The 11,769-nt window shown below is 75.8% G+C and carries 15 protein-coding genes; 11 read left to right on the forward strand and 4 right to left on the reverse strand.

Annotation, left to right across the window (positions count from 1 at the left end; all coding sequences use genetic code 11):
* Nucleotides 1–564: a TetR/AcrR family transcriptional regulator gene (locus tag ACH01S_RS05600; protein ID WP_067886049.1), complete on the reverse strand. Its 564-nt coding sequence runs from the start codon at nt 562–564 to the stop codon at nt 1–3.
* An 82-nt stretch (nt 565–646) separates the two neighbouring features.
* Here ACH01S_RS05600 and ACH01S_RS41870 point away from each other — a divergent pair, with 82 nt between their 5' ends.
* The 4 genes from ACH01S_RS41870 (at nt 647) to ACH01S_RS05615 (ending at nt 3,915) form a co-directional block, all read left to right on the forward strand.
* On the forward strand, nt 647–1,045 hold the full coding sequence (locus ACH01S_RS41870) for a nuclear transport factor 2 family protein (protein WP_083980358.1): 399 nt from the start codon (nt 647–649) through the stop codon (nt 1,043–1,045).
* Complete coding sequence (locus tag ACH01S_RS41875) at nt 1,042–1,509, forward strand: nuclear transport factor 2 family protein (protein ID WP_083980359.1); 468 nt, start codon at nt 1,042–1,044, stop codon at nt 1,507–1,509. Before ACH01S_RS41870 ends, ACH01S_RS41875 begins: the two co-directional genes overlap by 4 nt.
* Before the next feature lie 100 nt (nt 1,510–1,609).
* The gene (locus ACH01S_RS05610; protein WP_067886051.1) at nt 1,610–2,803 is read left to right on the forward strand and encodes an acyl-CoA dehydrogenase family protein; all 1,194 of its coding nucleotides are present in this window, start codon (nt 1,610–1,612) and stop codon (nt 2,801–2,803) included.
* Nucleotides 2,800–3,915 (forward strand): acyl-CoA dehydrogenase family protein, encoded by a 1,116-nt coding sequence (locus ACH01S_RS05615; protein ID WP_067886053.1) that lies wholly within the window; start codon nt 2,800–2,802, stop codon nt 3,913–3,915. Before ACH01S_RS05610 ends, ACH01S_RS05615 begins: the two co-directional genes overlap by 4 nt.
* Before the next feature lie 37 nt (nt 3,916–3,952).
* On the opposite strand, the gene ACH01S_RS05620 is transcribed toward ACH01S_RS05615, so the two are convergent.
* The 3 genes from ACH01S_RS05620 to ACH01S_RS41880 are packed head-to-tail and all read right to left on the reverse strand — an operon-like array spanning nt 3,953 to nt 6,040.
* Complete coding sequence (locus ACH01S_RS05620) at nt 3,953–4,804, reverse strand: 1-aminocyclopropane-1-carboxylate deaminase/D-cysteine desulfhydrase (protein ID WP_067886055.1); 852 nt, start codon at nt 4,802–4,804, stop codon at nt 3,953–3,955.
* The gene (locus tag ACH01S_RS05625) at nt 4,801–5,445 is read right to left on the reverse strand and encodes an adenylate kinase family protein (protein ID WP_067886057.1); all 645 of its coding nucleotides are present in this window, start codon (nt 5,443–5,445) and stop codon (nt 4,801–4,803) included. The genes ACH01S_RS05620 and ACH01S_RS05625 overlap by 4 nt, the downstream gene beginning before the upstream one ends.
* 40 nt (nt 5,446–5,485) lie before the next feature.
* On the reverse strand, nt 5,486–6,040 hold the full coding sequence (locus tag ACH01S_RS41880; RefSeq protein ID WP_169809213.1) for a universal stress protein: 555 nt from the start codon (nt 6,038–6,040) through the stop codon (nt 5,486–5,488).
* Between the two features lie 198 nt (nt 6,041–6,238).
* Here ACH01S_RS41880 and ACH01S_RS05635 point away from each other — a divergent pair, with 198 nt between their 5' ends.
* The 7 genes from ACH01S_RS05635 to pcaC all read left to right on the forward strand — a co-directional run bounded on the left by ACH01S_RS05635 (nt 6,239) and on the right by pcaC (nt 11,752).
* Nucleotides 6,239–6,772, forward strand: coding sequence for an XdhC family protein (locus ACH01S_RS05635; protein ID WP_067886062.1), 534 nt, complete (start codon nt 6,239–6,241; stop codon nt 6,770–6,772).
* Nucleotides 6,773–6,932: 160 nt separating this feature from the next.
* On the forward strand, nt 6,933–7,919 hold the full coding sequence (locus ACH01S_RS05640) for a sigma-70 family RNA polymerase sigma factor (RefSeq protein ID WP_255220078.1): 987 nt from the start codon (nt 6,933–6,935) through the stop codon (nt 7,917–7,919).
* A gap of 247 nt (nt 7,920–8,166) precedes the next feature.
* Nucleotides 8,167–8,835 carry a protocatechuate 3,4-dioxygenase subunit beta gene (gene pcaH, locus ACH01S_RS05645; protein WP_067886066.1) on the forward strand — a complete coding sequence of 223 codons (669 nt, stop codon included), beginning with the start codon at nt 8,167–8,169 and terminating at the stop codon, nt 8,833–8,835.
* Nucleotides 8,832–9,383: a protocatechuate 3,4-dioxygenase subunit alpha gene (pcaG, locus tag ACH01S_RS05650; protein WP_067886068.1), complete on the forward strand. Its 552-nt coding sequence runs from the start codon at nt 8,832–8,834 to the stop codon at nt 9,381–9,383. Before pcaH ends, pcaG begins: the two co-directional genes overlap by 4 nt.
* Nucleotides 9,373–10,566: a 3-carboxy-cis,cis-muconate cycloisomerase gene (gene pcaB / locus ACH01S_RS05655; RefSeq protein ID WP_067886070.1), complete on the forward strand. Its 1,194-nt coding sequence runs from the start codon at nt 9,373–9,375 to the stop codon at nt 10,564–10,566. Before pcaG ends, pcaB begins: the two co-directional genes overlap by 11 nt.
* The gene (gene pcaD, locus ACH01S_RS46610) at nt 10,563–11,333 is read left to right on the forward strand and encodes a 3-oxoadipate enol-lactonase (RefSeq protein WP_306303233.1); all 771 of its coding nucleotides are present in this window, start codon (nt 10,563–10,565) and stop codon (nt 11,331–11,333) included. The genes pcaB and pcaD overlap by 4 nt, the downstream gene beginning before the upstream one ends.
* Nucleotides 11,330–11,752 carry a 4-carboxymuconolactone decarboxylase gene (pcaC, locus tag ACH01S_RS46615; RefSeq protein ID WP_067886072.1) on the forward strand — a complete coding sequence of 141 codons (423 nt, stop codon included), beginning with the start codon at nt 11,330–11,332 and terminating at the stop codon, nt 11,750–11,752. Before pcaD ends, pcaC begins: the two co-directional genes overlap by 4 nt.
* Nucleotides 11,753–11,769: the final 17 nt, after the last annotated feature.

Below are 11,769 nucleotides of genomic sequence, written 5' to 3' on the forward strand. Positions count from 1 at the left end.
TCAGCGCGGGCGCAGGCCGTCGAAGACGATCTTGAGGACGTCGGCCCCGGACCCGGCGTGGCCCGCCGCGTAGGACATCCCGGCGAGCAGCGCCATCACCTCGCCCGGCCCCACGTCGGACCGGACGGCCCCGGCCCGCTGCGCCCGGACGAGGAGCGCGCCGATCGCGTCCTTCAGGCCGGGCCCGGCGCGGCCGGTGACGCCCCGCGCGTCCACGCCCGCCTCCGCCAGCGCCTCGGTCACCGCCTGCTTGGCCGCCGCCTGCGCCACCACCCGGGAGAAGAAGCCGAAGAACGCGGCGCCCGCGTCGGCGGCGGACCGCAGCTCCTCGGCCTCGCCCGCGAGCCGCTCGACCAGCGTCACGAGGACGGCCTCCAGCAGCGACTCCTTGGTCGGGAAGTGCCGGAACACCGTGCCGATCCCGACGCCCGCCCGCCGCGCGACCTCCTCGGTGGACGCCGACGTCCCGAGGTCGGCGAAGACCTCCTCGGCCGCGGCGAGGACCTTGGCGCGGTTGCGCTGGGCGTCGGCGCGCAGCGGCCGACCGGACGGGGGTGATGTCATCGCGGCCTTCCGGTTGACAAGTGGAGTATCGACTCCGTATTTTCCATGCGGAGCACGAACTCCGATTGTAGGGGAGAAGGAAATGTCCGAGTTCGCCACCCCCCGCGCCGTCTTCCAGCGGATCATCGACGGCGTGACCGCGCGGCGCCCCGAGGGCCTGCCGGAGCTGTACGCCGAGGACACGGTCGTCGTCCACCCCTTCGCCGAGCCGCCCTCCCGGCTGGAGGGCCGCGAGGCGCTGCGCCGCCACTTCGCCCAGCTGGAGACCCTGCCGATCGAGATGGAGGCGCGCAACGTCGTCGTCCACCAGACGGCCGACCCCGAGGTGATCATCGCCGAGTTCGAGTACGAGGGCCGCAACACCGACACGGGGCGCCCCTTCGTCATCCCGAACATCTTCGTCATGCGCGTGCGCGACGGCCGGATCGTGGAGTCCCGCGACTACGCCCACCACCGCGCCTTCCAGGAGGCGATGGCATGACGCCGCCCGAGGGCACGCCGGACGAAGCGGCGGCCGCGACCCCGCGCGAGGTGTTCGCGCGGCTCAGCGCGGGAATCTCCGCGGGCCGCTGGGACGAGCTCGCCGCCCTGTACGCCGAGGACGCGGTCGTCCTCCAGCCGTTCTCGCTGCCGCCCGCGCCGCCGCGGGTGGACGGCCGCGCCGCCCTCGACCGGCACTTCCGCGCCGCCGCCCGGGGCCCGCTCGAACTGCGCGCCCGCGACGTCGTCGTGCACGAGACGGCCGACCCGGAGGTGATCGTCGCGGAGTTCGACTACGACGGCCGCGTCGCCACGACCGGGCGGACGTTCCGCGCCGCCAACATCCAGGTGCTCCGGGTGCGGGACGGACTGATCGTCGAGACCCGCGACTACCACGACCACCCGGCCTTCGCCCGAGCCCTCGCCAGTGAGGGGGACGCGGCGGACACGCGCGACGCTGGTTGACTCGCCGTCGCGGCGGTTCCTAGGCTGGACGCGCCATACCGACCGGTTGGTATGTTCGCGGGCGGCCCGGTCGCCGCCCGCCCGCGCGGAGGTCCGCCCTGTGAGCACAGCACCGCCCGACGCCGACGAGCTGGAGAGGCGGGCGGGCGAGTTCCTCGCCGCGCACGACCCGGCCGTCCTCGACCCCCTGGAGTTCCTGCGCGCCCGGTTCGACGCCGGGCTCGCCTGGGTCCACTACCCGGAGGGGCTCGGCGGGCTCGGGGCGCCGCGCGCCCTGCAGGCCGCCGTCGACCGGCGGTTCGCCGCGGCGGGGGCGCCGTCCAACCACCCCGAGCGCAACGGGATCGGGCTCGGGATGGCCGCGCCGACGATCCTCGCGTTCGGCACCGAGGAGCAGCGGCGCCGCTGGCTGCGCCCGCTCTGGACGGGCGAGGAGGTCTGGTGCCAGCTCTTCAGCGAGCCGGGCGCCGGGTCCGACCTCGCGGCGCTCGCCACCCGCGCCGTCCGCGACGGCGACTCCTGGACGGTCAACGGCCAGAAGGTCTGGACGTCCATGGCCCACGAGGCGCGCTGGGCGCTCCTCGTCGCCCGCACCGACCCGGACGTGCCCAAGCACCGCGGCATGACCTACTTCGTCTGCGACATGACCGCGCCCGGCGTCGAGGTGCGCCCGCTGCGCCAGCTCACCGGCGAGGCCGAGTTCAACGAGGTGTTCCTCACCGACGTCCGCGTCCCGGACGCGCACCGGCTCGGCGAGGTCGGGCAGGGCTGGCAGGTGTCCACGACGACGCTGATGAACGAGCGCGTCGCGATCGGCGGCACCGCCGCGCCCCGCGAGAGCGGCATGATCGGCGTCGTCGCGGCCCTGTGGCGGGACCGTCCCGACCTGCGCACCCCCGGCCTCCACGACGCCCTCATGCGCGCCTGGGTGGAGGCCGAGGCGGCCCGCCTCACCGGGGCGCGGCTGCGGCAGCAGCTCACCGCCGGGCAGCCGGGGCCGGAGGGCTCGGGCGCCAAGCTCGCCTTCGCCAAGCTCAACCAGGAGATCTCCGGCCTGGAGCTGGAACTGCTCGGCGCGGACGGCCTCCGCTACGACGACTGGACGATGCGCCGCCCCACCGAGGTCGACTTCACCCGCCGCTCGCCCGGCTACCGGTACCTGCGCGCCAAGGGCAACTCCATCGAGGGCGGCACCTCGGAGATCCTGCGCAACATCATCGCCGAGCGGGTGCTCGGCCTGCCCGGCGAGATCCGGGTCGACAAGGACGTCCCGTGGAAGGACCTGCCCCGATGAGCGTCCCGACGACCGATCACGTGGGCGACCTGCTGTACGGCGAGATCGAGGAGGACCTGCGGGCGAGCGTCCGCGAGGTGCTCGGCGACAAGGCGCCGTGGACGTCCGTCCTCGCCGGGACGGAGGAGGACGCCCCCTACGACGCGGCGCTCTGGGACGCCGTCGCCGCGCGGCTCGGCTGCGCCGGGCTGCCCGTCCCGGAGGACCTCGGCGGCGCGGGCGCGAGCTGGCGCGAGACGGCCGTGGTCATGGAGGAGCTCGGGCGGTCCGCCGCGCCCGTCCCGTTCCTGACCAGCGCGGTGATGGCGACGGCCGCGCTGCTCGCCGCCGGGGAGCGCGACCTGCTCGGCCGCCTCGCCGCCGGGGACGCGGTCGCGGTCCTGGCCGTCCCGTTCAGCACCGCGCCGGGCGACGACGTCCCGGGCGTCGCGGGCGTGCCGGGCGTCGCGGCCGCGGACGGGGCGCTCACCGGCGAGGTCGCCGCCGTCGCCGACGGCCTGGCCGCCGACGTGCTGCTCGTCCCGGCGTCCGGCGGCCTCTACGCGGTGGACGCCGCCGACGCCCGCCGCACCGCCGTGACCTCCCTCGACATGACCCGGCGGCTCGCCGACGTCGCGTTCGCGAGCGCGCCCGCGCGGCGCGTCGCCGCGGGGCCGGACGCCGTCCGCGCCGGCCTGCTCACCGGGGCGGCGATGCTGGCGTCCGAGCAGCTCGGGCTCGCGGAGCGGTGCCTGGACGACACCGTCGCCCACGTGAAGGCCCGCTACCAGTTCGGCCGCCCGGTCGGGTCGTACCAGGGCCTCAAGCACCGGCTCGCGGACCTGTGGACGTCGATCACGCAGGCCCGCGCGGTCGCCCGGCACGCCGCGGCCAGCGTCGCGGCAGGGGACGGCGACGCGCCGGTCGCGGTCGCCGTCGCGCAGGCGCACTGCTCGGGCGTCGCGGTCAGGGCCGCCGAGGAGTGCGTGCAGATGCACGGCGGCATCGGGTTCACCTGGGAGCATCCCGCCCACCTCTTCCTGAAGCGGGCGAAGGCCGACTCGATCGCGCTCGGCACCGCCGACCGGCACCGCGCCGAACTCGCCGCGCTGGTCGACCTGCCCCCGGCCTGACGGGCGCGCCGGGCGGCCCGCGCGGGCCGCCCGGCGGTCAGCCGGTGATCACCGCGAGGACGCGCGTGCCCTCCGCGAACGCGCCGCGCTCGGTGAGCGCGAGGATCCCGGCCATCATCTTCGCCGTGTAGATCCGGTCGAGGACGATGCCGTGCCGCGCGGCGAAGTCGTCGGCGAACGCGTCCAGCTCCGGGGTCGTCCTGGCGTAGCCGCCGAAGTGGAAGCCGTGCTCGACGCGCCAGTCCCCGCGCCGCCCGCCGTACGCCTCGCGCTGGAGGCGCTCCACCTCGCCGCCCAGGAAACCGCCTTTCAGCACGGCGAACCCCAGCGCGCGTTGGCCCGGCGCCAGCCCGGCGGCGAGGCCCGCGAGCGTCCCGCCCGTCCCGCAGGGGACGCAGACGACGTCGTGCCCGGGGACCTCCCGCCCCAGCTCCTCGCAGCCCCTGACCGCGAGCGCGTTGCTGCCGCCCTCCGGCAGCAGGTGGAAGCCGCCCCACCGCTCGCGCAGCGCGGCGATCACGCCGGGCTCGTGCTTGCGCCGGTAGGACGCCCGGTCCAGGTAGGTCAGGCGCATCCCGCACCGCTCGGCGAAGGCGAGCGTGTCGTTGAGCGGCAGCCGCTCCTCGCCCCTGATCACCCCGATCGTCGCGAACCCGAAGATCCGCCCGGCCGCCGCCGTCGCCCGGACGTGGTTGGAGTAGGCGCCGCCGAACGTCAGGACCGTCCCGGCCCCGCGGGCGGGCGCGATGTTGTGCTTCAGCTTCCGCCACTTGTTGCCGGGCAGCTCGGGGTGGAGCAGGTCGTCCCGCTTCAGGAAGAGCCGCACGCCGCGCCGGGCGGCGCGGTCGTCGGACAGCTCCACGACCGGCGAGGACCCGGGCGGGATCACCGCGGAGCGGGCAGGCCGAGCCGGGCGCGGATGTCGCGCTGCACGTCCTCGGCGGGCGGCCGCGCGTCGACCGTGACGACGTACTCCTTGCGGCCGAACAGCTCAAGGATCGGGTCGGTCCGCTCGCGGTAGCCGCGCAGCCGCTCCGCCAGCGCCTCCTCGGTGTCGTCCTCGCGGGCGGCGAGCGCGCCCCCGCACACGTCGCAGCGCCCCTCCTCGGTCGGCCGGTCCGCGATCAGGTTGTAGTCCATCCCGCAGCGGGAGCAGAACCGGCGGGCGAGGACGCGGCGGCGGACCTCCGCGTCCGGCAGGTCCAGGTTGATCACGCCGTCGATGTCGTAGCTCTCCAGGAAGAACTCCGTCTGCCCGCGGCTGCGCGGGAAGCCGTCGATCACGAACCCGTAGTTCCAGTCGTGCTGGTCGAGCCGGTCGCGGACGACGCCCTCCACCAGGTCGTCGCCGACCAGCTCGCCGCGCGCCATGATGCGCCGTACCTGCGCGCCGAGCTTCGTGTGGCTCTTCACATGCCAGCGGAAGATGTCCCCGACGCCGATGTGCACGATGTCCAGGTCCCGCGCGAGCAGCGCCGACTGCGTCCCCTTACCGCTGCCGAGCGGGCCGATGATCACGTACTTGCGCATGCCGAAAGCCTATGCGGGACGCCCCGGCGGGGCCGCCCGGCTAGAGGGGCAGGCGCAGGCGGCGGCCGAGGCGGCGGAACCGGGACCCGGGGACGTGCTCGGGCTCCTCGTCCCCGGCGGTCAGCGACTCCAGCAGCAGGTCGAACGCGGGCGGGCGGACGCACACGAGCGTCGCCCTGGCCCGGCGGGCGCAGTGCAGCCGCACCGACGGGCGCAGCAGCCGGGACAGCACGCCGCGCGTCCCGTGCCCGACGACGAGGATGTCGTCGTCGCCCGCGAGGCGCACCAGCGTCGCGCCCGGCTCGCCGACCAGCGCCAGCGCGGTCATGGCCACGCCGTCCGGCGGGCCGTCGCTGACCTCGGCGAGCAGCCGGGCGATCAGCTCCGCGCCGGAGCCGCGCAGCGCCTCGGTGATCCCGCAGCCGAGCTGCCCGGCCGCCGACACGTGCGGGGGCAGCGGCGCGGCGTGCGCGACCAGCAGCGGCAGCCGCCGCAGCCGGGCCTCGCCGATCGCCCAGGAGAGGGCGCAGCGGGCGCCCGCGGAGTCGTCCACCCCCACCACGACACGGGGGCCGCCCTCCGGTCTCGCGATCACGGTCCCTCCCGAGGCCGCCGGTTGTGTGCAGTCTAGGGTGCAGTGATACCCGCTCTCAGGGAAGTGTTTCGCGTTTCGGCGAGGCCGGTTTCCGCGAAGTCTCCGTCCGGTTCGGCGATCGCCGCGAGGACCGGCGGCCGGGACCGCCCGCCGCGCGGCCGCTGGACCGGGCGGCGTCCCCGGCGGCACACTTCCGGTATGGGCACACCCGGTACGGGCACGCCGCGCACCGGCGGCGGCGACCCGCATGAGAGCGACCCGTCCTGCGCCGTCGCGCACGGCGACGTCCGCCCGGACGCCGCCGACCGGACGCTGGTCGCGGTGTTCGCGAGCTCCGTCGCCGACCACCTGCTGCGCTACGGCGCCGACCTCGGCTACCGCACGTTCCTCGTCGACCCCGACAAGGACCGGGACGGCTCCGCCGACCTCCCGCCGCTCGACGGGACCGCGGACGTCGTCGTCACCGACCACCACCGGCCGGAGCTCGGGCCCGTCCTGCGGGACGTGCTGACCCAGCCCGTCCGCTGGGTCGGCGTCATGGGCAACCCGCGCCACCCGGCCCCGCACATCCCGGCGCTCACCGAGCTCGGCGTCCCGGCGGCCGACATCGCCCGCGTGCGGCGGCCGATCGGGCTGAACATCGGCTCGCGGACCCCGGCCGAGATCGCCATCGCGGCGCTCGCCGGGCTGATCGCCGACCGCAACGGCCGTCCCGGCGGTTTCGAGTTCTGACCCGCTCCGGCCATCGCCAGGCCGCGCCGATCGGCGGACGATCTCCCAGGTCAGCGCGTACGATGTGGGAATTGAGCGTGTTCTGTCGGTGGGCTGGCCTACCGTCGGGACCGACGGGGCCCGTCGGCGGCGCCCGTCCGAGCGACGACGCCGAACGAAGGTGACCAGCATGGCGAACAGCACCATCGAGACAGACCGGGACTTCCAGCAACTCGCCGATCCGTACCGGCGGGAGCTGTTGGCGCACTGCTACCGGATGCTCGGCTCCATCCACGACGCGGAGGACCTCGTCCAGGAGACCTACCTGCGGGCGTGGCGCTCCTACGCCAGCTTCGAGGGGCGGTCCTCGCTGCGGACGTGGCTGTACCGCATCGCGACCAACGTGTGCCTGACCGCGATCGACCAGCGCGGCAACCGGCCGATGCCGTCCGGGCTCGGCGCGCCGAGCGACGAGCCGGAGCGCCCCGTGGTGGCCTCGCCCGAGGTGCCGTGGCTGGAGCCCGCGCCCGACAGCGTCCTCGGCGCGGACGCCGCCGACCCCGCCACGATCGTCGCCGCGCGGGAGAGCACCCGCCTCGCGTTCATCGCGGCGCTCCAGCACCTGCCCGCCAAGCAGCGGGTCGTGCTGATCCTGCGGGACGTCCTGAAGTGGAAGGCCGCCGAGGTCGCCGAGCTGCTCGACACCTCCACCGCCGCGGTCAACAGCGCGCTGCAGCGCGCCCGCGCCCAGCTGGAGGAGAACGCCCCGCTGCGCGACGAGCTCGTCGAGCCGACCGACCCCGGCCAGCGCGAGTTCCTCGAGCGCTACGCCAAGGCGTTCGAGGACGCCGACATCGCCGGGCTCATCGAGCTGTTCAAGAAGGACGTCATCTGGGAGATGCCGCCGCACCTCGACTGGTTCGTCGGCGCGGAGAACGTCGTCCGGCTCATCGCCGTCCAGTGCGCCCCCGACCCCGGGGAGCTGCGCATGGTCCCGGCGGCGGCGAACGGGCAGCCCGCGTTCGGCCTCTACCGGCGCGGCGAGGACGGCGTGCACCGCCCGTACCAGCTGCAGGTCGTCAGCCTGACCGACGGCGGCGTCTCGCACGTCTCGGCGTTCTTCGACACGACCCTGTTCCCGCTGTTCGGGCTGCCCGAGCGGCTCTGACCCGCCCTCTCCCGTCCTCTCCCGCCCTTTCCACTCAGCGGAAACCCGGGGGCGGCGGCGCCGTGCCCGGATGCCAGGGTGGAACCGCTGGCACGGTCCCGCGCCGCCCGTGACCGGGCCGCGGACGTGCGCCGAGCGGGAACGGGAGGCCCATGGACGAGGTCGTGGCGCCGGCGGCGGAGCCCGCCGCCCGCACCGGCGACGGCGCACGGGTCCGACCGGCCGCGATGGGAGAGGGGATGACCGCATGACGCACCCGCCGTATCTGTACCCGCCTTATAAGAGCACCGTCCTGCGGGCGCCCGCGCGGGAGCCGGTCATGCCGAAGCTCGGGCCCGACAGCGTCGAGCTGACCGCGCCGGTGTTCGGCCACCAGGAGCTCGGCCGCCGCGACCACGACCTCACCGTCCAGCACCGCGGCGAGCCGCTCGGCGAGCGGATCGTCGTGACCGGGCGGCTGCTCGACTCCGCGGGCCGCCCGGTGCGCGACGCGCTGGTCGAGATCTGGCAGGCGAACGCGGCCGGACGCTACGCCCACCTCGGCGACATCCACCCCGCGCCGCTCGACCCGAACTTCACCGGCGCCGGGCGCTGCCTCACCGACGACGACGGGCGCTACCGGTTCGTCACGATCAAGCCGGGCGCCTACCCGTGGGGCAACCACCACAACGCCTGGCGGCCCGCGCACATCCACTTCTCGGTGTTCGGCACCGCGTTCACGCAGCGGCTCGTCACCCAGATGTACTTCCCGGGCGACCCGCTGTTCGCCTACGACCCGATCTTCCAGTCGATCCCCGAGCAGAAGGACCGCGAGAAGCTGATCTCCCGCTTCGACATGGACACGACCGTCCCGGAGTGGGCGCTCGGCTACCAGTGGGACATCGTCCTCGGCGACACCCCCGTGGAGGCCCCGTGAACGCCGCGTCCCCGATCACGCCGTCGCAGACGGTGGGGCCGTTCTTCGGCTACGCGCTGCCCTACGCCGCCGGGCCCGAGGTCGTGCCGGCCTGGCGCCCGGACGCGATCCGGGTGCGCGGCCGCGTCCTCGACGGCGCGGGCGAGCCCGTCCCCGACGCGCTGGTCGAGATCTGGCAGGCGGACGAGACCGGCGAGGTGCACCGGCGGCCGGGCGGGCTCGTCCGGGACGGGAACGACTTCGCGGGCTTCGGGCGCTGCGGCACCGACCCGGACGGCGGCTACTGGTTCAGCACCGTCAAGCCGGGCGCGACCGGCGACAACGCCCCCTACATCGCCGTACTCGTCCTCGCCAGGGGCCTGCTGAAGCCGGTGTTCACCCGGCTGTACTTCCCCGAGGACGACGCCGCGCACGCGGGCGACCCGCTGCTCGGGATCGTCCCGGCGGAGCGCCGCGCGACCCTGGTCGCCGAGCGCGAGGGCGAGCGCGGGTACCGTTTCGACATCCACCTGCAAGGGGAGCGGGAGACGGTCTTCCTTGGCTTCTGACCACGACGACGCCGGCCGCGCGGCCGCGCCGGACGCGGGGCTGCTGTCGCCGGTCCGCGCCGGGACGGCGGCCGAGGCCGCGACGAGCGACCACGCCTACCTGGCCGCGATGCTGGACGCCGAGGCGGCCCTCGCCCGCGCGCAGGCGCGGCTCGGGATCGTCCCGGCGGACGCGGCCGAGGCGATCGGAGCCGCCGCCGTGCCGGAGCGGTTCGACCTCGTCGGCCTCGCGCGCCGGGCGCGCGGGTCGGGCAACCCGGTCGTGCCGCTGGTCGCCGACCTGCGGGCCCTCGCCGGGACGGCGGGCGAGCACGTCCACAAGGGCGCGACCAGCCAGGACATCGTCGACACCGGGGCGATGCTCGTCGCGTTCCGGACGCGGCGCGTCGTCGTCGCCGAGCTCGACCGGGCGCTGGAGGCCCTCGCCGGGCTCGCCGCCCGGTACCGCGACACGCCGATGCCCGCCCGCACCCTCGGCCGCCAGGCGCTGCCGACGACGTTCGGCGCGAAGGCCGCGGGCTGGCTGCTCGGCTGCCTGGAGGCGCGCGGGCGGCTCGCCGCCGTGATCCTGCCGGTCCAGCTCGGCGGCCCGGCCGGGACGCTCGACGCCTACGGCGACCGGGCGTTCGACCTGGTGGCCGCGTACGCGGAGGAGACGGGGCTGGCGCGTCCCGTCCTGCCGTGGCACACCCGCCGCACCCCCGTGGCCGAGCTGGCCGGGGCGCTCGCGCTGACCGCCGGGGCGCTCGGCAAGATCGGCACCGACGTGTGGCTGCTGGCGCAGAGCGAGGTCGCCGAGGTCGCGGAGGCGGCCGGGCCGGGCCGCGGCGGCTCGTCGTCGATGCCGCACAAGCGCAACCCGGCGCTGTCGGCGCTGGTCCGCTCGGCGGCGCTGCAGGTCCCCGCGCAGGCGCAGGTGGTGTACGCGGCGCTGGCCGCGCCGCACGAGCGCCCGGCGGGGGAGTGGCACGCCGAGTGGCAGCCGCTGCGCGAGTGCCTGCGGCTCACCGGCGGCGCCGCCGAGACCGCCGCCGAGCTCGTGTCCGGCCTGGAGGTGTCCACCGGGCTGATGCGCGCCGACCTCGACGACCTGCTGGACGCGCTCGGCGGCGACCCCGGGCCCGGGGCCGCCGGCGCGATCGTCGACCGGGCCCTCGACGCCTACCGGAGGAGCCGCGCGTGATCGCGCCGCACGCCCGCGCGGACGGCCCGGCCGACGCGCCCGCCGTCGTCCTCGGACCGTCCCTCGGCACGTCCATGGACCTGTGGCTCCCGCAACTCCCGACGCTCGCGGCCGGGTGGCGCGTCCTGCGCTACGACCTGCCCGGGCACGGCGGCTCGCCGCCCCCGGACGGCCCGTTCACCGTCGCCGACCTCGCCGACGCCGTCGCCCGCGTCATGGACGACCACGGCGTCGACCGCGCCGCCTACGCGGGCGTGTCGCTCGGCGGGGCGGTCGGCCTGGAGCTCGCGCTGCGCGCCCCGGACCGGGTCGCGAGCCTCGTCCTGTGCTGCACCTCGCCGCGGTTCGGCGAGCCGGGCCCGTGGCGGGAGCGGGCCGCGCTCGTCCGCCGGGACGGCACCGGGGCCCTCGCCGCGACGGCGCCGGGCCGCTGGTTCACCCCCGGCTTCACCGGCGCCGACCCGTACGTCGCGATGCTCCGCGCCGCCGACCGCGAGGGCTACGCCGCCTGCTGCGAGGCCCTCGCCCGGTTCGACGCCGCGGACCGGCTCGGCGGGATCACCGCCCCGACCCTGGTGATCGCCGGGGCGGACGACGTCCCGACCCCGCCGCGCGGCCACGCCGACCGGCTCGTCGCGGGCATCCCGGACGCCCGGCTCATCGTCCTCGACGGCGCCGCGCACCTCGCCAACGCCGAGCGGCCGGGCCCGGTCACCGGCGCGATCGCCGCGCACCTCGACCGCACGTGGAAGGGAATCCGACGATGAGCGAGCGCCTCACCGACCCCGAGCGCACCGACGCCGAGCGGCTCACCGAGGGCGAGCGGCACGCCCGCGGCATGGCGACGCGCCGCGCGGTGCTCGGCGACGCCCACGTCGACCGCGCCGAGGCCCGCAAGGACGCCTTCACCGCCGACTTCCAGGACCTCATCACCCGGTACGCGTGGGGCGAGATCTGGAGCCGCCCCGGCCTCGACCGCAAGACCCGGAGCTGCATCACCCTCACCGCCATGGTCGCGGGCGGCCACCTGGAGGAGCTGGCGATGCACGTCCGGGCCGCGCTCCGCAACGGCCTCACCCCGGACGAGGTCAAGGAGGTCCTGCTCCAGACGGCGATCTATTGTGGAGTGCCCGCCGCGAACTCGGCGTTCGCCGTCGCCCAGCGGGTACTCGCTGAGCAGGAGTGAACACAGCCGAGTGAACA

Origin of the sequence: Actinomadura chibensis NBRC 106107, from assembly GCF_001552135.1 — a bacterium.
Taxonomy (GTDB): domain Bacteria; phylum Actinomycetota; class Actinomycetes; order Streptosporangiales; family Streptosporangiaceae; genus Spirillospora; species Spirillospora chibensis.